At 58.5% G+C, this 21,719-nt stretch carries 19 protein-coding genes and 1 tRNA gene; 6 read left to right on the top strand and 14 right to left on the bottom strand.

Annotation, left to right across the window (positions count from 1 at the left end; genetic code table 11):
* Nucleotides 1-84 precede the first annotated feature (84 nt).
* From ACR0KM_RS12740 to ACR0KM_RS12730, 3 genes are all read right to left on the bottom strand, one after another.
* Nucleotides 85-591, bottom strand: coding sequence for a hypothetical protein (locus ACR0KM_RS12740; protein WP_480860062.1), 507 nt, complete (start codon nucleotides 589-591; stop codon nucleotides 85-87).
* Between the two features lie 505 nt (nucleotides 592-1,096).
* Nucleotides 1,097-1,885 (bottom strand): hypothetical protein, encoded by a 789-nt coding sequence (locus ACR0KM_RS12735; protein ID WP_480860061.1) that lies wholly within the window; start codon nucleotides 1,883-1,885, stop codon nucleotides 1,097-1,099.
* A 419-nt stretch (nucleotides 1,886-2,304) separates the two neighbouring features.
* A complete protein-coding gene (locus ACR0KM_RS12730) occupies nucleotides 2,305-2,808 on the bottom strand; it encodes a hypothetical protein (protein ID WP_480860059.1) in 504 nt (167 codons plus the stop codon).
* A gap of 451 nt (nucleotides 2,809-3,259) precedes the next feature.
* Between ACR0KM_RS12730 and ACR0KM_RS12725 the strand changes: the two genes are divergently transcribed.
* From ACR0KM_RS12725 to ACR0KM_RS12700, 6 genes are all read left to right on the top strand, one after another.
* Nucleotides 3,260-3,333: transfer RNA gene (locus tag ACR0KM_RS12725), tRNA-Gly, on the top strand.
* 279 nt (nucleotides 3,334-3,612) lie between these two features.
* Nucleotides 3,613-5,427 carry an ABC transporter transmembrane domain-containing protein gene (locus tag ACR0KM_RS12720; protein WP_480860057.1) on the top strand — a complete coding sequence of 605 codons (1,815 nt, stop codon included), beginning with the start codon at nucleotides 3,613-3,615 and terminating at the stop codon, nucleotides 5,425-5,427.
* 158 nt (nucleotides 5,428-5,585) lie between these two features.
* Nucleotides 5,586-7,475 carry an acyl-CoA synthetase gene (locus ACR0KM_RS12715; protein ID WP_480860055.1) on the top strand — a complete coding sequence of 630 codons (1,890 nt, stop codon included), beginning with the start codon at nucleotides 5,586-5,588 and terminating at the stop codon, nucleotides 7,473-7,475.
* A 15-nt stretch (nucleotides 7,476-7,490) separates the two neighbouring features.
* On the top strand, nucleotides 7,491-8,414 hold the full coding sequence (locus ACR0KM_RS12710; RefSeq protein WP_480860052.1) for an alpha/beta hydrolase: 924 nt from the start codon (nucleotides 7,491-7,493) through the stop codon (nucleotides 8,412-8,414).
* Nucleotides 8,415-8,467: 53 nt separating this feature from the next.
* The gene (locus tag ACR0KM_RS12705; protein ID WP_480860050.1) at nucleotides 8,468-8,644 is read left to right on the top strand and encodes a Cif family virulence factor; all 177 of its coding nucleotides are present in this window, start codon (nucleotides 8,468-8,470) and stop codon (nucleotides 8,642-8,644) included.
* A gap of 9 nt (nucleotides 8,645-8,653) precedes the next feature.
* Nucleotides 8,654-8,833, top strand: a complete 180-nt coding sequence (locus ACR0KM_RS12700; protein WP_480822921.1) for a hypothetical protein — start codon at nucleotides 8,654-8,656, stop codon at nucleotides 8,831-8,833.
* A 115-nt stretch (nucleotides 8,834-8,948) separates the two neighbouring features.
* Here the strand turns inward: ACR0KM_RS12700 and ACR0KM_RS12695 are convergent, their stop codons facing one another.
* The 11 genes from ACR0KM_RS12695 to ACR0KM_RS12645 form a co-directional block, all read right to left on the bottom strand.
* Nucleotides 8,949-9,785: an alkaline phosphatase family protein gene (locus tag ACR0KM_RS12695; RefSeq protein WP_480860048.1), complete on the bottom strand. Its 837-nt coding sequence runs from the start codon at nucleotides 9,783-9,785 to the stop codon at nucleotides 8,949-8,951.
* 142 nt (nucleotides 9,786-9,927) lie between these two features.
* A complete protein-coding gene (locus tag ACR0KM_RS12690) occupies nucleotides 9,928-11,565 on the bottom strand; it encodes an ABC transporter ATP-binding protein (protein ID WP_480822917.1) in 1,638 nt (545 codons plus the stop codon).
* A complete protein-coding gene (locus ACR0KM_RS12685) occupies nucleotides 11,562-12,419 on the bottom strand; it encodes an ABC transporter permease (RefSeq protein ID WP_480822915.1) in 858 nt (285 codons plus the stop codon). Before ACR0KM_RS12685 ends, ACR0KM_RS12690 begins: the two co-directional genes overlap by 4 nt.
* The gene (locus ACR0KM_RS12680; protein WP_480822913.1) at nucleotides 12,416-13,372 is read right to left on the bottom strand and encodes an ABC transporter permease; all 957 of its coding nucleotides are present in this window, start codon (nucleotides 13,370-13,372) and stop codon (nucleotides 12,416-12,418) included. The genes ACR0KM_RS12685 and ACR0KM_RS12680 overlap by 4 nt, the downstream gene beginning before the upstream one ends.
* 1 nt (nucleotide 13,373) lies before the next feature.
* Nucleotides 13,374-14,960, bottom strand: a complete 1,587-nt coding sequence (locus ACR0KM_RS12675) for an ABC transporter substrate-binding protein (protein ID WP_480860046.1) — start codon at nucleotides 14,958-14,960, stop codon at nucleotides 13,374-13,376.
* A gap of 125 nt (nucleotides 14,961-15,085) precedes the next feature.
* Complete coding sequence (locus ACR0KM_RS12670) at nucleotides 15,086-17,080, bottom strand: CocE/NonD family hydrolase (protein WP_480860044.1); 1,995 nt, start codon at nucleotides 17,078-17,080, stop codon at nucleotides 15,086-15,088.
* A 45-nt stretch (nucleotides 17,081-17,125) separates the two neighbouring features.
* Nucleotides 17,126-18,229 (bottom strand): glycerate kinase type-2 family protein, encoded by a 1,104-nt coding sequence (locus ACR0KM_RS12665; RefSeq protein WP_480860042.1) that lies wholly within the window; start codon nucleotides 18,227-18,229, stop codon nucleotides 17,126-17,128.
* A complete protein-coding gene (gene dtd, locus ACR0KM_RS12660; protein WP_480822905.1) occupies nucleotides 18,229-18,666 on the bottom strand; it encodes a D-aminoacyl-tRNA deacylase in 438 nt (145 codons plus the stop codon). Before dtd ends, ACR0KM_RS12665 begins: the two co-directional genes overlap by 1 nt.
* Nucleotides 18,667-18,697: 31 nt before the next feature.
* Nucleotides 18,698-19,366, bottom strand: coding sequence for a nitroreductase (locus ACR0KM_RS12655; RefSeq protein ID WP_480860040.1), 669 nt, complete (start codon nucleotides 19,364-19,366; stop codon nucleotides 18,698-18,700).
* Nucleotides 19,367-19,422: 56 nt separating this feature from the next.
* Nucleotides 19,423-20,514: a TFIIB-type zinc finger domain-containing protein gene (locus ACR0KM_RS12650; protein ID WP_480860038.1), complete on the bottom strand. Its 1,092-nt coding sequence runs from the start codon at nucleotides 20,512-20,514 to the stop codon at nucleotides 19,423-19,425.
* A gap of 34 nt (nucleotides 20,515-20,548) precedes the next feature.
* Nucleotides 20,549-21,697, bottom strand: coding sequence for an SPFH domain-containing protein (locus ACR0KM_RS12645; protein ID WP_480860036.1), 1,149 nt, complete (start codon nucleotides 21,695-21,697; stop codon nucleotides 20,549-20,551).
* Nucleotides 21,698-21,719: the final 22 nt, after the last annotated feature.

Raw genomic sequence — 21,719 nt, 5'->3', positions numbered from 1 at the left:
TCTCATCTCCACTCCTTGGCGGTTACGATGAGCCAGAAACCCTCTCTTATCAAATCGACTTAAACTGTCCCATTGGTGCTGACGTCAGACAGTGTTAAGTTCATCGCCATAGCGCAGTCCCTTACCATCCTCGAAGCGCCCTTCGTAGCCAGGAACGCTCGCGCTTCCCGGAACATTTGATACCTTGCCAGAACCACCTGCTGGATCTTCGCGAGGCGTATGCATATCAACGATTGCATCGTAGGCTAATCCACCAAACTTTTTTCCAGCTGGGCCGGTAATAAACCCAAACGCAGCTCCTCCTATCGCAGAAAGTGGCCCCCCGGCAACACCTCTCAAAGCGCCTGCCACCATCGATCCAACTACGCCGCCAACCGTCACTTCGCCTACCGTTTCAGCAACGTCTCGAGGAGTAAGACCGTCCGTCGATTGGGCTGCTAAAGAAGAGCCAAACTCTACTGCCCCCCCAATTATTCCGGGTCCTCTCGGCACGTTGCCAGCAGCGTCCATGCTTGCAATTCCAATTGTCGTATTTGCAATAGCACCGAGTTTATCGATACCATTGTGTTCACTATTGTCTTCGTTATCCACTTTTAATCTGAGCCTTTGTTTCTTTGTTTTCTCGAAAAATTATTTACTTCCCTAATGAAAGCCCAAAGTACCAATGGCGGCGCCAGCCAGACAAAGAGTGGTACGAAGTAGCTGGATTTGCTTTCTAGATAGAAAGCTGGTTTGAAAATAACGTATCCAACCAACACTAAATACCCGCATAGAACTAATGCATATGCACGTAGGAGTTTCCCACCACCGTTCTTCGCATCGACATATGCTCTAATTTCTTTCCAAGACGGTATCATTTTGCGCTCTTAAGCTTGCGAGGTTGAGTTGATGACATACCACTTCCTTTTTAGTGCGTTTATCTATAGCAATCTAAGGTTGCAATTGCGCAAGGCCACATATCATATAATACTATAATGGAAGTATTAGTTAGACCTCGATATACCTGAGTATGTTTGTAGCAACCAAGTCGCGCGTTAGATAGACAACGAGCTTCATCATTTGGATCATAGGTCAATTCCACTGTAACCAATTCTCCCTATTTGAAATCTTCGACTGCAAAGTAGGGGAATATTCTAATGTCTGCCCCGGACTGATCCTCGTCGTCTGCAGTCCGAAACGCGACCAGAGCCTCACCCGCTTCAACGGATTCTATCGGCTTCGAGATCGACCGGGAAACAACTAAAGCCTCATCAAACGAACTAGTCGCCCCCGAAACATCCCTATTCGCGTCCAACGACGCACAAACACCAGCATCAGAAACAGTGGCGGAAACATCGCCACTATCAAAATGCAGAGGCAAACCCGCAGGCCACAACAAAACCGGCGTACCAGATAAAAAACACTCGGGGTTAAAACTGTGGACTTTTTTTTCGTAGTAACCGGTTAATGAGGCATCACCGTAAATTAATAGACCCAGCTCACCCTGCAAGCTACCAACGATGTATATTCCATCTTCTCTTACAATAAAACCTGCCTTGGTCGTATCCACGGCACCTAAACCAATACCCAGAACCTCTGCGTGGGTACCGACTATCGACTGAACACCAGCGAAAACCTCCTGAAAGTCCAAATTGTTTAAGAAGCTCTCATCACCATCAGCATAAATATCAAAAGTCGCTTCGGCACCAATCATATTGTAAGAAAATGCAACTGATACGTCTCCAAGTTTAACTGCGCCCTCAGATAAATCCAGTTTTCCCTCAAATGCATTGACTACCTTGCCTGGGCTTCCAGTAAACGCAACAGAAGCGCCATGCACACCGTTTCCTATTTTTCCTTTTGCCGAAATATCAATGTCGCTTACGGAGCCATCGAACCAGTTCAAGAACTGCTCTATCGGGTTTGGAGTCTTATAATCTCCCGAAATTCTTACCGCGCTACTTCCATCAAGACCCTCGAAAAACCTAACACTGTAGCCAGAGTTCTTTGCTTCCACAAAATTCGTACGAAACGCGTTATTTGGTCCCATTGTTCCTCACCCATTTCTCAAAATACTTTTTGATTAAGATCATTGAAAATACCAACGCCACAAAACAAGCGGCCATTACAAGCTCTGGCCGAAAAACTCCTCTCAACAAAAATGGCAATCCAAAAAACGAAAGCGCTGATACTACAAAAAGAAGCACAGCCAACAGGACTCTAGCTACATCTGGGATTTTCATTTCAGCTAAACTCCAGTCCTTATCTTGCAGCTATGAATACTTTCGTTCTCAAACACACTCTGAGACGTCAACATTTCTTCAGTCATTGCACGATTTTCTTCCCATAGTTCCCCCCTAGCGTTGTCATCCCAAGCTTTCTGAAGAACCGATCCGTCTTTGGCAGAGTTTCCCCTGAGGTGACGTAAAACAAGACATAGTCTGCAGATTTGGACCGCGCCCATTTCTCAAGCTCTCGCACCAGTCGCAGAGCCGCTTTTCCGCCCAACACAGTCGAGCGCACATTCTTGTCGATGTTCAACATGGTCACACTTGCCACTCGGGCACCGTCGCCCACAAAGTAACCCCCAAGGCTGCAATGAAGAACACCCAGGATCTGATCACACAGTTGCGCCTTCAAACCGAGATGACGCTCGGGATTGCGCATGACCTCCTGAAACAGTTTATCAAACTTTCGCTCCGAAAACGGTATGTCCTTAAAGATGCTCTCGTTATGAGCCGCACGACAAAACTGCAGCACCTTGTCACGATCGCTCGCCTGTACATAGCTAAGGGACATCTGTTGACGACGCGTGGCGGGGAGTGTCATCGTCCTCACGTTTTAGCCTGCTGATTTCTATGGGATCTGATCAGAAGTTCACCCGCTGCAAACCTCTTCTCACGAATTAGGAGGTTGGCATCAAAACCCATCATTAAATCTCGAAAACCTATAATTTGCACACATCTTATGGAGATATGGCGCACTCGAATTTCACTTATAGGCTGCACAGATGATGTGAGAAATCAAGCCAGAGAAACATTAAACTTGCAAAGCAATACATGAAAACAACCAAAGCTCCGTTGTCAGAGTAGCGGTGTGTTTCATGGACAACGCCAGCTTGTTGTGTAGTGCCTAGAAGCCAAACCTCTGGTGAATCGAGGTACACTGCTGTGTTCTTGGGGAGATACAAGAGGTCTAGGAAACACAGGAGTACAGCGCAATCTGAACAAACATCCTCTTGACGTCATTTTTTGTATGAAATAGGTGGTGTTCTTGCTGAGCGGGCGTTGTGTAGTGGTAAGACCTTAGCCTTCCAAGCTAATGACGCGGGTTCGATTCCCGCCGCCCGCTCCAGAAATTCTTTTCCGACACTTCACCTGCAAAATAGAGCAGAGACGATCTGTAATGTATTGTAATTATTTCGTAAATTTTCAATAGAACGTTTGTCTTCCAAGCTAATGACGCGGGTTCGATTCCCGCCGCCCGCTCCAGTTCTTCCCCACATGATAATTGCGTCAAAAGGCCCGGATTGCGGCCCGATGGGCGGCCAAAGCTTGACCCCATGGACCTGCAACGCCATGAAGCGAGGATTGATGCCCGATAGGGGCTGAGACCAGAATACAAGGGCCAGACATGGCAAGAACACGCTCCGCCAGTCCAGCAAATGCACCCGGTGCGCATGAAGAACGGGCCGGTTCGAAGAAAATTGGCGTCCTGCGGTCGCTTTGGCCGTTCATGAAGCCCTACTGGCTGCTGATGATTTGCGCGACGCTGGCGTTGATCCTGACGGCGAGCATGACGCTGACCTTGCCCCTGGCCGTGCGTCGCGTGGTCGACAATTTCCGCATCGAGGACGGAGAGCTTCTGGACTGGTACTTTCTGGCGGCCCTTGGCATTGCCGGTATCCTCGCGATCGGCACGGGCATCCGCTATGCGCTGGTGACCCGGCTGGGCGAGCGGGTGGTGGCCGATATCCGCAAGGCCGTGTTCGACCGTGTGATCGGCATGAGTCCCGAGTTTTACGAACGCATCATGACCGGAGAGGTCCTGAGCCGCATCACCACCGACACCACCCTGATCCAGTCTGTGCTGGGCTCATCGGTATCCATCGCCCTGCGCAATCTTCTGATGTTTGTGGGCGGGCTGGTGCTGATGCTGCTGACTTCGGCCAAGCTGACCGGGATGGTTCTGCTGCTGATCCCGCTGGTGATCGTGCCTATTCTGGTGCTGGGGCGCAGGCTGCGGGTGATCAGCCGGGAAAATCAGGATTGGATCGCAGCCTCATCCGGCAATGCGGGCGAAGCGCTGAGCGCGGTGCAGACCGTGCAGGCGTTTACCCATGAACAGGCCAGCCGAACCCAGTTCGCCGCGATGACAGAAACTTCGTACGAAGTTTCTTTGCGCCGCATCCAGACGCGGGCTGTGTTGACCGTGATCGTGATCTTTCTGGTTTTCTCGGGCATTGTCGGCGTGCTGTGGATGGGCGCGAATGACGTGCGCAACGGGGTTATGACCGAAGGCGTGCTGATTCAGTTCGTGATCTATTCGATTATCATGGCGGGCTCAGTGGCGGCCTTGTCGGAAATCTGGAGCGAATTGCAGCGTGCTGCGGGGGCGACGGAACGTCTGGTTCAACTGCTGAACGCGCAGGATACGGTGAATGATCCGTCTCAGGCCAAAGCCCTGCCTGCGCCCCTGCGCGGCGAAATCCGCTTTGAGGATGTGACATTTCACTATCCCGCGCGCCCCGACATCGTGGCGCTGGATGGGTTGTCGCTGCAGATCAAACCGGGCGAAACCGTTGCCTTTGTCGGCCCGTCCGGTGCCGGCAAGACAACCGTGATCCAGATGATCCAGCGGTTCTATGACCCCGATGCGGGGCAGGTCAGCCTTGACGGGCTAGACCTGCGCGACCTGAATCGCGCCGAATTCCGACAGCACATGGCGCTGGTGCCACAGGACCCTGTGATCTTTGCGGCCTCGGCCCGTGAGAACATTCGCTTCGGCCGCCTTGACGCGACAGATGCCGAGGTCGAGGCCGCTGCCCGGGCCGCTGCCGCGCATGAGTTCATTTCTGCCTTGCCGGAAGGTTACGACAGCTTCGTCGGTGAGCGTGGCGTGATGCTTTCGGGCGGTCAGAAGCAACGCATCGCCATCGCGCGCGCTATTCTAAGGGATGCTCCGGTGCTGTTGCTGGATGAGGCGACGTCGGCGCTGGATGCGGAAAGCGAGCGGGCGGTGCAAGGTGCCGTTGACACCATGCGGGCCGGCCGCACGACCTTGATCGTGGCGCACAGGTTGGCCACCGTTAAGAAAGCTGATCGGATCATCGTGTTGGAAGCGGGGCGCATTGTGGCGCAAGGCACTCATGACGATCTGGTCGCACAGGACGGTCTTTACGCCCGTCTGGCCCGCCTGCAATTCACCGACGGGGTGGCCGCTGAATAAAGTGACGCTCGGGCATATCGCGTTTCGCCGTAGCGTCATTCTACATTTTCCCACACCTGAAAGCTAAGCCCTCGCTTGCACGGGTTCCGTTTTGCTTCCATCTTGGAGGCGAGACACAAGCCCGTGCACAACACGGGAGACATAAGGGGAGGAGCCACATGGCCTTTGTGGGATTCGAAGACAAGGCACGCATCGAGCAAGAGATGGCGTGGGAGGATCGGGATGTGCCCGTCACCTTTCATCAATTGCTGTCCCGGACGGCAGGCAAATTCCCGAACCACAAGGCGATCAGCTTTCAGTTGTTCTCGGGCCCGACTGACAAGGCTGAGACGCTGACATGGTCCGAACTGCTGGGGCAGGTCAATCAGGCGGCCAACCTGTTCCGATCCTTGGGCGTGGGCGAGAAGGATGTGGTGGCCTATGTGCTGCCCAATTGTAACGAGACGCTGGTCACCATGATGGGCGGCGCGGTTGCGGGGATCGTGAACCCGATCAACCCGCTGCTCGAGCCCGAGCAGATCGCGGCGATCCTGCGCGAGACCAAGGCCAAAGTTGTGGTTACGCTGAAATCCTTTCCCAAGACGGATGTGGCCCAGAAGGTCGAAGAGGCGGTGCGCCATGCGCCCGGCGTGAACACCATTCTGGAAATCGACCTGAACCGCTATCTGACGCCGCCGAAATCCTGGATCGTACCGCTTCTGCGTCCCAAGATGGGCGACAAGGAAAAACTGGCCCATGCGGATTACAAGAATTTCCATGCCGAGTTGAACAAGCAGCCTAAAACACTGACATTCGAAGACAGCACCGAAGACCGCGTCGCGTGTTACTTTCACACCGGCGGCACCACCGGCATGCCGAAAGTGGCACAGCACAAGTATTCGGGTCTGATCTACAATGGCTGGCTGGGCAATACGCTGCTGTTCGACGAAAATGATGTGATCATGTGTCCCCTGCCTATGTTCCACGTGTTCGCCGTGCACGTGATCGTAATGGCCGCGGTGTCCTCAGGCGCGCATGTGATTTTCCCGACCCCGCAGGGTTATCGCGGCGACGGGGTGTTCGACAATTTCTGGAAACTGATCGAACGCTGGCAGGTATCGTTCATCATCACTGTACCAACCGCGATTTCGGCCAAGATGCAGCGCCCGGTGGATGCGGATATCTCAAGCGTAAAAACCGCCTTCTCGGGCTCGGCCCCGTTGCCGGTGGAACTGTTCCGGCGCTTCGAAGAAGCCACGGGTGTTACCATTGTCGAAGGCTATGGTCTGACCGAGGCCACCTGTCTGGTCTCGTGCAACCCGGTGGATGGCGAGAAAAAGATCGGCTCGATCGGCATTCCTTTCCCCTACACGGACGTCAAAATCCTGCAGGATGGAGCGGACGGGCCCAAGGAATGCGCCACGGATGAGATCGGTGAGATCTGTATCTCGAACCCCGGTGTCTTTCCGGGCAACACCTATACCGAGGCCGACAAGAACACCAACCTCTATCACTTCGACACATATCTGCGCACCGGCGATCTGGGACGGTTTGACGAGGATGGCTATCTGTGGATCACGGGACGCGCCAAAGACCTGATCATCCGCGGCGGTCACAATATCGACCCGGCCGAGATCGAAGAGGCTCTGTTAGGTCACGAGGCTGTCGCGTTTGCCGGGGCTATCGGCCAGCCGGATGCGCATTCCGGTGAAGTGCCCTGCGCCTTTGTCGAACTGGTCGATGGCGCGTCGGTTACCGAACAGGAACTGATGGAATACTGCAAGGTCCACGTCCACGAACGCGCGGCGCAGCCCAAGCACATGACCATTCTGGACGAATTGCCGAAGACTGCAGTGGGCAAAGTGTTCAAACCCGATCTGCGCAAGCAGGCCATCACGCGCATCTATAATGGTGCACTGGAAACCTCTGGCGTCAGTGCCCGTGTCGTGTCCGTCATCGACGATAAGAAACGCGGCCTTGTCGCGCAGCTTGACGCGAACGGGTCTTCCGAGGACGATGTGGCCAAGGTGCTGGGATCATTCACCCGGCCGTGGGAGTGGTCAGACTAAATCTTCGGAGGGATAATGGACTATGAACGCCTGATCGACGAAGAAACCTGGGCGTTCATACGTCGCACCGCCGAAAGCTACCCCGACAACGCGGTGGGCATGTCCATCGAAGATCAGCGCCGCGTCTATGACGTGATGTGTCAGGATTTCCGCCAACCCCGCCCACCGGGGGTTGAGGCGCAGGACAGCGACGCCGATGGCGTACCTGTGCGCATCTATTCCGCAGGCGATCCAACCCGCAGCGTCATCTATTTTCACGGCGGCGGCTTCGTCGTCGGCGGGCTGGACAGCCATGACGATGTCTGCGCTGAGATTTGCGCGCAAACGGGATACCGGGTCGTTGCGGTGGACTATCGGCTCTGCCCGGAACACGTCCACCCGGCCCAGTTTCAGGACAGTTGGGCGGCCACGAACTGGGCCGCTGCGGCGTTCGGTGATCCTATCGTATTGGCTGGCGACAGCGCCGGAGGCAACCTCGCAGCGGCTGTGGCGCATCATGGCCGCGGGCGTCTGGATACTCTGCTGGGTCAGGTACTGATCTATCCGGGGCTGGGCGGGGATACCGGGCAAGGCTCTTACCTCGAACATGCTAACGCGCCGATGCTGACCCGCGATGATGTCTTGTTCTACCAGAACCTCCGCTGCGGGGGCGATATGCCCGAAAACGACCCGAGTTTTGCACCCCTGCAAGACACCGATTTCTCGGGTCTGCCACCAACGGTTGTCATCACCGCCGATTGCGACCCGCTACGCGATGACGGCGCTGCCTACTGCAACCGGATCACCGCCGCCGGAGGACAGGCGCATTGGATCAACGAACCCGGTCTGATCCACGGCTACCTGCGTGCCCGGACGACCGTCAGACGTGCCGCAGACAGCTTTGAGCGGATATCGGTCGCGATTGAAGCGCTGGGGCAGGGGATTTGGTCCTACGAATAGAATGAGGTATCTGCTCGTGACCGCACGCGGATAAATTTTGCGCAGACGAACACATGAACGACAGACGATCAGCTATCGAGAACGAGATAGGGCGGTTCTTTGCGGCCTATATAGATGCCTTTGCGCGCGAAGACGTGTCGGCACTTGTCGAGCTTTGGGACGAAGTTGGTTTGTTTCCGTCCCCGACAGGTAACTTTTCCATGGATCGCGAGGCATTTCAAAGCCATTGAGTGGCTCTCATGGATTTCTACCGAAAGCAAGGCATCACGAAGCCGACGGGGGAGCTGCTTTCGGTCGAGGAACTTGTGTCAGATGTAGCGCTGGCCCGTCTTTCCTATCGGATGCTTGCCTCGGATGGGGCGACCGTTGCCAGGTGGCAGCATGTTTACATCCTGCGAAAAGCAGGTGATGGCCGTTGACGGGTTTCATTGACTATCGCGGACGAAGAAATGACGGTTTGGGCTGCCTTAGGCGCACAACTGTGAACACTTGGCGCATAGATGGCGCGCTGGTTGGAGGTTGGGGATAAGACCCTCAGCGCAAGAACGGTTCCGCCTTCATTGTCTCGGCCACAGGCGCGCCCATCCTCGTCAGAATCGTTGGGGCGAGTTGCAGTTGATCGATCACAGCATCCGCCTCGGGGCCTTCGGCGTCACCAAAATAATACAGCGCCGTTTCCTGCTGTAACGGGCTGCGCCCGCCATGGTGGCCGCGCTCGTCCTGTCCGTGATCTGCGGTAACGATGACCTCATAACCCAACTTGCGCCAGTTCGGGATAAAGGGCGCCAGCATCTCGTCCATCACGAAACAGGCGTGATCCATTTCTTCGCAGTCGTGGAAGAACCGGTGCCCCATGCTGTCCAGCGTGCAGGTATGCAGAATGCCATAATCGAGCCCATGACGCAGGCACAGGTTGGTCAGCGTCGCAAACAGATCCACGTCGCAGGGCGTCATCTGGTTGGCTTTGCCATAGCCGGTCATGGTATGGAACCGGCCATGATTGATGGTCTTGCTGTCCGGTTCATCATACTCCACATCCCGCACATAATCGAACGGATGACGATTGAAGAATTGCGACCAGTAACTATGCGTAACGGCCCCGGTGACACCCCCGGCCTCGCGCACCTGACTGAACACGTCCTTGTGGCTCAGGCGGAAGACATTGCCGTTGCCGGTGCAGCCATGCTCTTGCGGGGTGACGCCCGTGTGGATCGAAGCATAGCAACTGGCCGAGGTAGACGGCAGCACCGAGCGGAGCTTCCACACGCGGGCGTCGCCCTTATCGACCCAGCCTTCCAGATTGCCGAACAACCGGCAGAAATTACGCCATGGGACGCCGTCGAGGATGATGAGAAGAAGTTTGCGGTCCATGGCTCGGCCCCTTTGAATTCATACTGCCCCAGACGCTATGGGATCTGTTGCCCAATGGATGCCTATTCACGCCCGGGATAGCAAAACCCCGACACCAACGCGCCGGGATTTCGAGGTTTCATGATTTTGTCGCGTGCAGCGATCAGTTCCCGGCGCTTTCCATCTTGCGATGGGCGACCACCTCTTCCAGCCAACCCAGCTGCATCTCGGGGACCGAGCTGAGCAGCAGGTCGGTATAATCGTCAAACGGCGGGCTCAGCACCTGTGATTTCGGACCATACCGCGCGACACGGCCCTGATACATCACCGCGATGCTGTCGCTGATCGCGCGCACCGTCGCCAGATCGTGGGTGATAAACAGATAGGCCACATCCTCGATCTTCTGCAGGTCCAGCAGCAGTTTCAGGATGCCATCCGCCACCAGCGGATCGAGCGCCGAGGTGACCTCATCACAGATGATCATCTTGGGCTTGGCCGCCAGGGACCGCGCGATACAGACACGCTGTTTCTGGCCACCAGACAGTTCCGCCGGATAGCGATCCATGAACTTCTCGCCCAGCTCGATCTCATCCAGCAGTTCAATGATCCGCTTGCGCTTTTCGGCACCGCGCATGTTGAAGTAGAACTCCAGCGGTCGTCCGATGATCGTACCGACCGTCTGACGCGGGTTCATCGCGACATCAGCCATCTGATAGATCATCTGCAGCTCGCGCAGGTCTTCGATCGAGCGACCCTTCAGATCGGGACTCAGCTTGCGCCCGGCAAAGGTGATCTCACCATCGCGGGGCGGCAGCAGGCCGGTGATCACCCGTGCGAGCGTGGACTTGCCCGAGCCGGATTCGCCCACAACCGCCAGCGTCTGCCCCGGATGAAGCTCGACATTGACATTGTGCAGGACGTCGAAATTCAGCCCCTTGTAACGGGCGGTGATACCGTCGACCTGCAGCACCGGTTCGGGCGTGGGCTGTTTTTCTTCATGCTCGATGGACCGGACCGAGACCAGCGCCTTGGTATAGTCCTCTTGCGGATTATTGATGATCTGATCCGTGGTGCCGTACTCGACCGTATCACCCATTTTAAGAACCATGATGTCATCGCTGACCTGAGCGACAACGGCAAGGTCGTGGGTAATATAAAGCGCGGCAACACCGGTGTCTGCAATCGCCTCTTTGATCGCCATCAGAACGTCGATCTGTGTGGTCACATCCAGCGCCGTGGTGGGCTCGTCAAACACCACCAGATCAGGTTCGGGGCACAGCGCAAGTGCGGTCATGCAACGCTGCAACTGCCCGCCCGAGACCTGGTGCGGATAGCGTTCGCCGATATTGTCCGGGTCTGGAAGACCCAGCTTGGCAAACAATTCCCGCGCGCGCGCTTCGGCCGCTTTGCGCGAGAACTTCTTGTGCTCGACGGATGCCTCGACCACCTGATCCATGATCTTTTTGGCCGGGTTGAACGAGGCCGCGGCGGATTGCGAGACATAAGTGACCTCGCCGCCGCGCAGGCTGCGAATGTCGCGCAGCCCTGATTTCAGAATGTCGCGCCCGTTCACCCAGACCTCGCCTCCGGTGATCTTCACGCCGCCGCGGCCATACGCCATCGAGGCCAGACCGATGGTGGATTTACCAGCCCCGGATTCGCCGATCAGCCCCAGCACCTTGCCGCGCTCAAGGTCAAAGCTGACCCCGTGCACAATCTCGATGTCATGGGGCTTTTCCCCCGGCGGATAGACGGTCGCGCCGATTTTGAGGTCGCGGACCTTGAGAAGGGTATCACTCATCCCCGGCCTCCTTTCAGCGATGTGGTGCGGTTCAGGACCCAGTCAGCCACAAGGTTGACCGAGATTGCCAGGGTCGCGATGGCAACAGCGGGCAGCAGGGCGGCGGGAATGCCGTAGACGATGCCTTCCTTGTTTTCCTTAACGATGCCACCCCAGTCAGCTTCGGGCGGTTGCACGCCGAGGCCCAGGAACGACAGGGTCGAGACGAACAGAACGGCAAAGATAAACCGCAGGCCCATTTCCGCGACCAGCGGCGACAGGGCATTTGGCAGGATTTCGCGGAAGATGATCCAGGCGATTTTCTCCCCCCGCAGACGGGCGGCTTCGACATAGTCCATGACGGTGATATCGACAGCCACGGCACGTGCCAGACGGTAGACACGGGTCGAATCCAGCAGGCCCATCACGACGATCAGGATCGGCACGGTCACCGGCATCACCGACAGCACCACAAGGGCGAAGATCAGCGTCGGGATCGACATGATCAGATCGACAAAACGCGATAGGACCTGATCAACCCAGCCCCCCATTACGGCTGCAAAGAAGCCCAGGACCGAGCCGGTCACGAAGGACAAGATCGTCGCGGCCGTCGCGATGAAGATGGTGGTGCGTCCGCCATAGATCATACGGCTCAGCAGATCGCGGCCGATATTGTCGGTACCCAGCCAGAAATTCGACTCGGTGAAGCCTTCGGGCGCGATCCCAAGCATGATCTCGATCTTGGAGGGCTCCCACACACCACCGACGATTTCCGCCATGCCATAAGGCGCGATGAGCGGCGCGAACAGTGCCATGAGAAAGTAGAGGGCCGTCAGGAACAGACCGATCAGTGCAGAGATTGGAATGTTCTTCATTTCGGATGCCTCAGACGCGGGTTGGCCAGGATCGAGACGATGTCCGCAACCATGTTGAGGCCGATATAGACGGCGGCGAAGATCAGGCCGCAGGCCTGCACCACGGGCACGTCACGTTTTGCCACGTGGTCCACCAGATACTGGCCCATGCCGGGATAGACAAAGACCACTTCGATCACGACGACGCCAACCACCAGGTAGGCGAGGTTCAGCATCACGACGTTTACAATTGGCGCGATTGCGTTCGGAAAAGCGTGACGCGCGATCACCTGAAACCCGGTCAGACCTTTGAGTTCCGCGGTTTCAATATAGGCCGATTGCATTACGTTCAGGATCGCCGCGCGGGTCATGCGCATCATATGCGCAAGCACCACCAGCGTCAGCACCATAACGGGCAGCGCGATGGCCTGAAGCTTCTGCAGCAGACTCATATGATCGCCGATCATCGCGACCGAGGGGAACCAGCCCAGTTTCACAGCGATGAAGTACATCAGCAGATAGCCGATCAGGAATTCGGGGATCGAGATCGACGCCAGCGTCACGGCTGAGATCAGCTTATCCGGCCAGCGGTCCTTATAGCGCACCGCGATCAGGCCCAGCAGGATCGCAAGCGGCACCGAAATAATGGCGGCCCAAAAGGCCAGAAACAGGGTATTCGACATGCGTTGACCGATACTCTCGGCAATGTCGCGACCATTGGTCAGTGCAGTGCCCAGATCACCTTGCAATGCAGCAAACAGCCAGTCGAAATAGCGGGTAATGGCAGGTTCGTTCAATCCAAGCTCTTCGCGCAGGTTGGCGAGCGCTTCGGGCGTTGCGGACTGGCCCAGGATCGATTGGGCCACGTCGCCGGGCAGGATGAGCGTACCGGCGAAAATAAGCACGGATACGGCCAATAACAGCAAAAGGCCCAGCGCAACGCGCTGGACCACAAGTTTCATCGCGACTCCCATATCAGGCAGCAACCCACATGGTCATCGGAGCGTAGAAGTTGTTGAGGTCGAACCCGTTCTTCGCCTCGACCCAACCTTCTACATCGGTCGTTGTCGCATCGACGAACTGGTTGAACATCGGGCAGATCAGACCACCCTCATCGCGCAGGATGGTGGACATATCCGCGTACATCTGCTTGCGGCTGCCTTCATCCAGCTCGCCGCGTGCGGCGAACAGAAGCTGGTCGAACTGCTCGTTATTGAAGCGGGTATCGTTCCAGTCCGCCGTCGACAGATAGGCGGTCGAGAACATCGAGTCCTGTGTCGGACGTCCGCCCCAATAGCTGGTGCAGAACGGCTGCTTGTTCCAGACCTCGGACCAGTAGCCGTCATTGGGTTCGCGCTTGATCTCAATATTGATACCAGCGGCGCCACAGGACTGCTGGAACAGGGCCGCTGCGTCGGGTGCGCCGGGGAACGAGTTGTCCGAGGTCCGCAGCAAGATCGACCCGTCATAGCCGGATTCCTTGAAGTGGAACTTGGCCTTGTCCGGGTCATACTCGCGCTGCTCCAACTCGGTGAACAGCGGGTACGAGCTGTTGATCGGCGTGTCATTCCCGACCGAGCCATAGCCGAACAAGATCTTGTCGACCATCTCTTGACGGTTGATGCCGTATTTCAGCGCCAACCGCAGATCCTTGTTGTCAAACGGCGCAGTGTTGGTGTGTGCGATAAACACATAGTGTCCCGGACCCGAAGTGGTGCGCAGGGTGATGTTCGGTGCGCGACCAACCAGATTTGCGGTGCGCGGCGGCACGCGGTTGATCATGTGCACCTGACCCGATTGCAGGGCCGCAACGCGGGCGGTGTCGTCGTTGATGACGATCAGTTCGATCGTATCCGCATGACCTACGTTCTCATCCCAGTATTCGGGGTTCTTTTCACCGACAAAGCGCACGCCGGGCTCGACCGATGTAAGGGTGTAAGGGCCGGTGCCGATCGCGGCGGTCGGGTCGTCATTGCCGCCATTTGGCTGGATCACCAGGTGATAGTCAGTCAGCAGATAGGGCAGGTCGGCATTGGGCTTTTCAAGCTCAACAATGAAGAGATCCCCATCGACGCTCATGTTCTGGATGCCGCGCATGATGCCCAAAGCACCCGATTTCGTATCTTCGCCGGAATGGCGTTCCATCGTCGCCAGAACGTCATCTGCCGTCAGCGGCTTCCCGTTCGAGAAATTCACGCCCGAGCGGATCTTGAACGTCCAGACGCGCGCATCTGCCGATGCCTCAAAGCTTTCGGCCAGACGCGGCCACAGGCCTCCGTCGGGATCCAGCTCCAGCAGCGGTTCACCCCAGAGGCGAATGACCTGCGTCGCGGTGGCGTTGGCTGCAACCGCCGGATCAAGACTGTCGGACGAGCCGCCGCCCTGGATGCCGACGCGGATGGTGCCGCCTTTGACCGGTCCAGCGGCCCGCGCCGCGGTTGCGAATACGCTGCCCGCCATTGCGACGGATACACCCAAGGCCGCAGCGCGGCCCATGAACTCACGTCGCGACATTCTGCCTGCCGCGACGAGCTTAGTCATGTGAGTGAGTTGATTGTTCATCCAGAAATCTCCCAATTGGTTGGATGGCCATCCCGTTGTCGGGCTTTTTATTGACGCTTGAGTCAAGTTAGGCGCATTTCAGGCCGCCGGGCAAGCAATAATCCGTCGCTCTATGAACCTTAAATTCACATTTCGTCGCGCGGGATAGTGTCCTCCAGCGTTTTCGAAAATATCAAATTTTTGTTTTCATATGCGTTTATCTCGGCGCGCAGGAAGAAATGCTCCGAATCAGACCACATTTCACAGTTCGTTTCGGTCCGAAGCTGGATGTCATCACGCTCCATCTCCTGCGTCCAGCGGCATTCGCCACGCGCGGACAGAGGGTCATCGGGGTGAATCGACCATTTCTCGAAAGCAGAGCTTCCATTGATCAGCCCATGCATTTCGTCGCGAACCTTGCCGAAGTCATCATCGATAATCAGGTGGGTCAGGCCCGAGTTCATATCTGTCTCGACCCGGCGCGCGTTCCGCGGCTCTCGCAATGTTGTGACGGCGCGCGGGGCCTCAGCATCGGGTGGAGGAAAAGCAAATTCATCCGCGTAGCCCGGTTCACGGGTCGGCACTATAATCTCACCTCCTGTCACATGCAGTTCGGCAGTTTCGGGTGACGGCCAGATCAAAGGCCAGTAGGCGCTTGAGACGGCGACCCGCAAGCGATGCCCCTTGGGCATGCGATAGGCGATATGGTCGAGGTCAATGTCAATGTCATAAACCTTTCCGGGCGTCAGGGCAGTTGGTTCGGCGTGACTGTCACGATGGGTCAGGTTCAGCACGCCATAGGTGATGCGGGTCGAGGCTCCGTCCGGGTGGATATGGTTCAGCCGAACCGCAATCTGCGCCTGCGGTTTGTCGGCGCTCAGCCGCAGCCGGATTTTCGGCGCGCCAACGATCTCGGTATCTGTTTCCAGGGGCAGGCCGTCGAAAGAGACGGACAAAGCGTCGTCGCCCCGCTGATCGCCGGGCATGTCGGGGCCAAGCCAGATCGCGCAATACTCGCCGCTCTCCATCCCGCAGGTGTGCGGCGACCGGATGCGCGTATCCAGCGGCCCATCGCCGCCCAGACCATTATCCGTCAGGCGCAGCGCCGTTGTGGGCAGGCGTGAGGTCGCCCCCTCGGCCTCGGCAATCCATCTTCCCGGCCGTTCGTTGTACCAGCGCGCGGGCCGCACGCCGTCCATGACATAGGCGCGATAGTCAGGATCATCCGCAACCCCGGTATCCTCGCCCTTCAGCCAATGATCCCACCAGCGCAGCGCCTCTTGCAGAAAGCCGATGCGCGGCTCGGGCACGGCAAAATGCGGATATTTGTGGACCCAAGGGCCGACGATTCCTTTTGCCGGAGCATCGAGCGCCTCAACCAGCAAAGGCACAGTGTTCTTGTAGGAGTCTCCCCAGCCGCCAACTGCCAGCGTGGCGGCGCGAATGGCGCTGAAATCCTCGCAGACCGAGCCATGCTGCCAATAAGTATCCCGCGCCTGGTGGCGCAGCCAGACCGATGGCAAGAAGGGTTCATTCTCTAGCCGCTTCAGCCAGAGATCACGCCAGTTGTCCCGCAACGCAGGGTCCGGCGCGCGAGAGGAATAGGACCACATCGTCGCCCCCCAGCCCAGATTCTCGTTCAGCAGGCAGCCGCCCTTGTAATGGATATCATCGGCATAACGATCCGCCGTCGAACACAGCGTGATGATCGCCTTCAGCGCCTCTGGCTGCATCGCGGCCACCTGCAGGGAATTGAAGCCGCCCCAACTGATCCCCATCATCCCCACGGCACCCGTGCACCATGGCTGATCCGCCAACCAGCGGATCACCTCGACAGCATCATCCAGCTCTTGTTGGGTGTATTCGTCCTCCATCAGCCCATCGCTGTCGCCATTCCCGCGCATGTCGACGCGGATGCAGGCATAGCCGCGCTTGGCGAACCACGGATGGGTCAGCGCGTCACGGGTCGCGGTGCTGTCGCGTTTGCGATAGGGCAGGTGCTCGAGGATCGCGGGAACCGGGTGGTCGAGCGCATCGACAGGCCGCCAGACGCGCGCCGACAGGCGGCAGCCGTCGGGCATGGTGAGGCCCATATCGGCGATGTCCTCGATCTCGCGAAGTGTGTTGGGGGGCTGCGCCATGTGTCTGATCTCCGGGCCGAAAAGGGACCCGGCCAAGATGTCAGATCAGTCCCGGATTGCAATCACCAGATCCATGACATTGGTTCCGGTCGGCCCCGTGACCAGCAACGCCCCCGCCGTGTCGAGAAAACTGCCGCTGTCGGCGCGCTGCAGATAATCCTCGGCCTCAGGTTTCCACGTGGCTCCGGTCACGATGGCCCCGGCGGCGTCGGTCGGCCCGTCCGTGCCATCTGTGCCGCCGACGATCACGGTCAGTCCGGGCTGCCCCGCAATCTCTCGCGCCAGGGCCAGGGCCAGCGCCTGATTGCGCCCGCCGCGACCGGGAGCGGCGGACAGAACCACCGTAGGCTCTCCGCCAAACACCATCACGCCGTTGGGCATCTGACGCAGCCGCGCGCCGATACGGGTCGCGACGGTCAGATAATCGTCATGCATCGCCTCTTCATTGGCCAGAACCTCAAGCCCGGCCTCCTGCGCAGCCAGTGCAGCCGCGTCGCGCGCGTGGGCGTTGGATGCGATGATCGAGGTCTGTGCCGAAAACGCAGGCGCGTCCGGCAGTGATCCGATACCGGACCCGATCACGCCCAGATCGTCACCGGGCACGTCCGAGATCGCCAGAACCGTCGCCTTTCCGCCAGAGAAATGCGACAACAACCCGCCGCCCTTGATCCGGGACAGTTTGCGCCGTTCCGCATTCATCGCGCCGATATCCAGCCCGTCCGCCAGCAGCTGACGGTTCAGCGCCGCAAGATCTTCAAGGCTGTTTCCTGGCATTAAGTCTTCGGCCAAAGACGACGCGCCGCCCGAAACCAGCAGCAGCACATGGCTGCCCGTGGGCATCCCTTCAACAGCTTCGCGCAGCGCACCGCCCCCGGTCAGTGAACGGGTATCGGGAACCGGGTGCGATGCTTCGATCACGCGGATATGCGCGGGCAGCCCGTGGCCATGGCCATCCTTGGTCACGACCAGAGCGGGCACATCACCGAACCGTTCCGCCGCTGCGCGTGCCATCGCGCCTGCGGCTTTGCCCACCGCCAGAATCCGGTCGGGGCGGTCCATGTTTTGCGTGGCGTCCAGCGTTGCGTGATAGCCGTCAACGGCTGCAACGCCAGCACGCCAGAAGTCCAAAGCCAGTTGTGACGTCTGCATCAGCTTTCCATCCAAATCGTAACCGGCCCGTCATTGACCAGTTCCACCGCCATATCTGCCCCAAACGCTCCGGTTTCCACCGGAATGCCCAAGGCCGCGAGTTTACGGGCAAAAGCCTCGTATAACTGTTCGCCCTCAGCTGCCGGGGCGGCTGCGGAAAATCCGGGCCGGTTGCCCCGCGAGGTGTCTGCGGCCAGCGTGAACTGACTGACCACCAGCGCCGAGCCCCCAACGTCCAGAATCGAACGGTTCATCTTCCCCGCTTCGTCCTTGAAAATCCGCAGCTTTGCGACCTTTTCCGCCAGCTGCACGACCTGAGCGTCTCCGTCCCCCTGCATCGCGCAGACAAGGATCATCAATCCCGGTCCCGACTGACCGATGACCGAGCCGTCGACGGTCACCGAGGCCCGGGAAATTCGTTGAAGCAAAGCGCGCATGATTGTGTTTCTCGCTTGGTGAAGTGCTGGTTTATCCGCGCCAGTCGACAATCTGACTGACCTCAGCGCGATCCGTTCGAAACGCGTTGGCGGGGTGGTCGGGATCGGGATAGCCGAATGAGATCGCACACAGGATCAGGCGATCATCGGGGATGTCGAAATAGCGATGCAGAAATGGGCCATACGACGCAACTGCGGCCTGCGGGATGGTAGCCACGCCCAACGCCTGCGCCGCCAGAGTGAACGCCGTCACGAACCCTCCGCAATCCATAGCGCCGTAGGCGCCCAGCTCTGCCGGGCTGGACACGATCGCGCAATGTGGGGCGCCGAACAGCGCGAAGTTTTCCATCATCTGCTGGGCCGAACCGGCGCGGTCGCCTTTCTCAACCCCCACAGCGTCATACAGCGCCCATCCGCAGGCGCGGCGGCGTTCCTGATAGACGCCGGAGTAGCCGGTGGGAAAGGGCAGGTCTGGTGCTGGGGTGCCACTGGTCGCCTCTTGCAGAAGGGCCGCGCGGAACGCGTCGGTCTCTGGTCCGGTTATTATCGTCAGTTGCCAAGGCTGCGCGTTGCACCAGCTGGGCACACGGCTGGCGCTGGCCACGATCTGTTCGATCTGATCACGCGGAACCGGATCGGGGCGAAACGCACGGCAGGAATGGCGCACGTGCAGCAACTGGTTCAACGCTGTGAATGTCACGGGGGCCTCCGGTCTGATCGGGGCGAAGATGACGTCAGGGCGCGCGATGCGCAAGGCTATTGCTGGCCGGTCGCCACCAGATACCCAACGCCCGCGGCGACCAGTAGACCCAGCACAACCGCGATGGTGATCTTGATCGCGGACCATGGCCTCTCACCCTGAACGCGACCGGTGCGCCCGTTGACGACAAAGCGATAGGTCTGTCCGCGATACTTGTAGGCCGCCATCCAGACCGGCAGAAGAATGTGTTTGAACGTGACATCGCGCACATCCGTATCGACCGCATGGATACGCTGGCGATCACCGCCAATGTCGAACCGCACGTCGCGTTCGATCACCCGGGCCATATGCGCCCGCGCCTCGGAGTATCCTTCTCGCAACTCGACCGTATAGGCCTCGGCCCGAAAACCGGCCAGATATTCGGGCTGATAGGGCTCCAGCGCGGGCAGATCCCAAGGCTCCAGCGCGTCGGTGTAGGATTTGGGCAGCGACCGAGAGGCCAGCACCAGCACATCGTCGAAGAACCGTGCCACGCGTCCAGATTTTGGGCTCCACCGCACCTTGGGCACCTGCTGCTGCACGCGTTTCCCATCCCGCATGACGGTCCGGGTTTCGTAATAAACGACGCCGCGCTCCCCCCGATAGCTGGACTTGGTGTCGGCGTCGAAGGTCCAGTAGGGCACATAGATGCCCTGCATCTTGCGCCCCTTGCGGGCGTATTCCTTCAGCCCGTTGGGGGCGAACCAAAGCCGCCCCAGCCAGTCGCCCATCGCCTTGTGCGCGCTGCGCTCATCCAGCGCAAAGGGTAGAACGCCACGCGGCTTGATATGACGGCTCACGCCGGTATCCGTCACCACCGGGGTCGCGCAGAACGGGCATTCGGCAGCATGGGTGTTCGGGTCGAATTCGACCTGCGCGGCGCAGTTCGGGCAGGTCAGAACGCGGGTTTCCTCGATCTCGCTGTCCGGCAGACGTTCCGCTATGGCAGCGTCAAAATCCAGCTCGCGCAGGCTCGCGCCGCCCCAAGGGCCTGCGCCGATGGGTTCGGAATGACCGCAATGATCACAGGTCAGCGTCCCGTCACCCGGGTTGAACCGGTAATCCGCCCCGCATTGGTCGCAGGGAAAGCGGTGTTCGTCCTTGGCCATACCTGCCCTCGATCTCTGGTTCCTGACGGTCAGATCAAGCGCCCGGTGGCGGAGGCGGCAATATCGTAAACAGTTGCGCCAATTCCTGCACGTCGCCCGCTTTTTTCCAACCGTCTTGCCCTGCGGTCCAGACATGGGTGTCGCGCGTCAGCTCTCCGTCAGCGGCCATGCGCCCCATCTTGGCCTTGGAAAACGGCCCGCTGGTCTGCCCATCCACCGCGATATGCCACACATGCTCAACCGGCGGAGGAGGAGGCGGTGCCGCATGCGCCGAGGGTTGCGGGGCAGCGGGGGCGGAACTGCCCCACGGGCCGCTCGGCTGACCCGCTGCCATGTTCGACATTTGCGTCGCCATCGCCATACCCATGCCCATGCCAAGACCGGCGCCCATGCCGCCCCCCTGACTGGGGTTGTTGGCCGCCGCCGTCATGGCCTCAGCCGCTGAATACTGGGTGAACTTGCCCAGATCTCCAGCCAGCCCCATCGATGTGCGCTTGTCCAGCGCCGCCTCGACCGCAGGCGGTAGCGAGATGTTCTCGATGTAGAACTCGGGCATCTCCAGCCCATAGCCGTCCAGAACGGGCGAGACCTCGGCTGCGATCAGCTTGCCCAGATCGGCGGTGTTGGCGGCCATGTCCAGAACCGGGATGCCCGACCCGGCGATGACGCGGCTGAATTCCTGCACGATGATGTTGCGGATCTGAAAGCTGATCTCATCCATGGTGAACTCACCATCGGTGCCCACGATTTCGACCAGAAACTTCGCCGCATCCTTGACGCGCACCGTATATGTGCCAAAGGCGCGGATACGGGTCGGCCCGAACTCCGGATCGCGCAGCATGATAGGGTTCTTGGTGCCCCATTTCAGGTCATTGAACCGGGTCGTGTTGACGAAATAGATCTCGGACTTGAAGGGCGACTGGAACCCGTGATCCCAGTGCTGCAGCGTGGTCATGATCGGCATGTTGTTGGTCTCAAGCATATAGAGCCCCGGCGTGAACACATCCGCCAACTGCCCTTCATGCACAAACACCGCCGCCTGACCCTCGCGCACCGTCAGCTTGGCGCCGTATTTGATCTCGTGCCCCTCACGCTCGAACCGCCAGACCATGGTGTCGCGGGTGTCGTCGACCCAGTGGATGACGTCAATAAACTCGCCGGTCAGAAAATCAAAAATTCCCATTGGATTTCTCCTGTCTTCGGGG

It is taken from the genome of Ruegeria sp. G10, assembly GCF_056533645.1.
This window is presented reverse-complemented; position numbering and strand designations above follow the sequence as displayed.

What these genes read in the sequence shown, in the direction of transcription:
- ACR0KM_RS12730 (WP_480860059.1), bottom strand. Translation starts at nt 2,808, where the DNA reads ATGACACTCCCCGCCACGCGTCGTCAACAGATGTCCCTTAGCTATGTA.
- ACR0KM_RS12720 (WP_480860057.1), top strand. Translation starts at nt 3,613, where the DNA reads ATGGCAAGAACACGCTCCGCCAGTCCAGCAAATGCACCCGGTGCGCAT.
- ACR0KM_RS12715 (WP_480860055.1), top strand. Translation starts at nt 5,586, where the DNA reads ATGGCCTTTGTGGGATTCGAAGACAAGGCACGCATCGAGCAAGAGATG.
- ACR0KM_RS12710 (WP_480860052.1), top strand. Translation starts at nt 7,491, where the DNA reads ATGGACTATGAACGCCTGATCGACGAAGAAACCTGGGCGTTCATACGT.
- ACR0KM_RS12705 (WP_480860050.1), top strand. Translation starts at nt 8,468, where the DNA reads ATGAACGACAGACGATCAGCTATCGAGAACGAGATAGGGCGGTTCTTT.
- ACR0KM_RS12700 (WP_480822921.1), top strand. Translation starts at nt 8,654, where the DNA reads ATGGATTTCTACCGAAAGCAAGGCATCACGAAGCCGACGGGGGAGCTG.
- ACR0KM_RS12695 (WP_480860048.1), bottom strand. Translation starts at nt 9,785, where the DNA reads ATGGACCGCAAACTTCTTCTCATCATCCTCGACGGCGTCCCATGGCGT.
- ACR0KM_RS12690 (WP_480822917.1), bottom strand. Translation starts at nt 11,565, where the DNA reads ATGAGTGATACCCTTCTCAAGGTCCGCGACCTCAAAATCGGCGCGACC.
- ACR0KM_RS12685 (WP_480822915.1), bottom strand. Translation starts at nt 12,419, where the DNA reads ATGAAGAACATTCCAATCTCTGCACTGATCGGTCTGTTCCTGACGGCC.
- ACR0KM_RS12680 (WP_480822913.1), bottom strand. Translation starts at nt 13,372, where the DNA reads ATGGGAGTCGCGATGAAACTTGTGGTCCAGCGCGTTGCGCTGGGCCTT.
- ACR0KM_RS12675 (WP_480860046.1), bottom strand. Translation starts at nt 14,960, where the DNA reads ATGAACAATCAACTCACTCACATGACTAAGCTCGTCGCGGCAGGCAGA.
- ACR0KM_RS12670 (WP_480860044.1), bottom strand. Translation starts at nt 17,080, where the DNA reads ATGGCGCAGCCCCCCAACACACTTCGCGAGATCGAGGACATCGCCGAT.
- ACR0KM_RS12665 (WP_480860042.1), bottom strand. Translation starts at nt 18,229, where the DNA reads ATGCAGACGTCACAACTGGCTTTGGACTTCTGGCGTGCTGGCGTTGCA.
- dtd (WP_480822905.1), bottom strand. Translation starts at nt 18,666, where the DNA reads ATGCGCGCTTTGCTTCAACGAATTTCCCGGGCCTCGGTGACCGTCGAC.
- ACR0KM_RS12650 (WP_480860038.1), bottom strand. Translation starts at nt 20,514, where the DNA reads ATGGCCAAGGACGAACACCGCTTTCCCTGCGACCAATGCGGGGCGGAT.
- ACR0KM_RS12645 (WP_480860036.1), bottom strand. Translation starts at nt 21,697, where the DNA reads ATGGGAATTTTTGATTTTCTGACCGGCGAGTTTATTGACGTCATCCAC.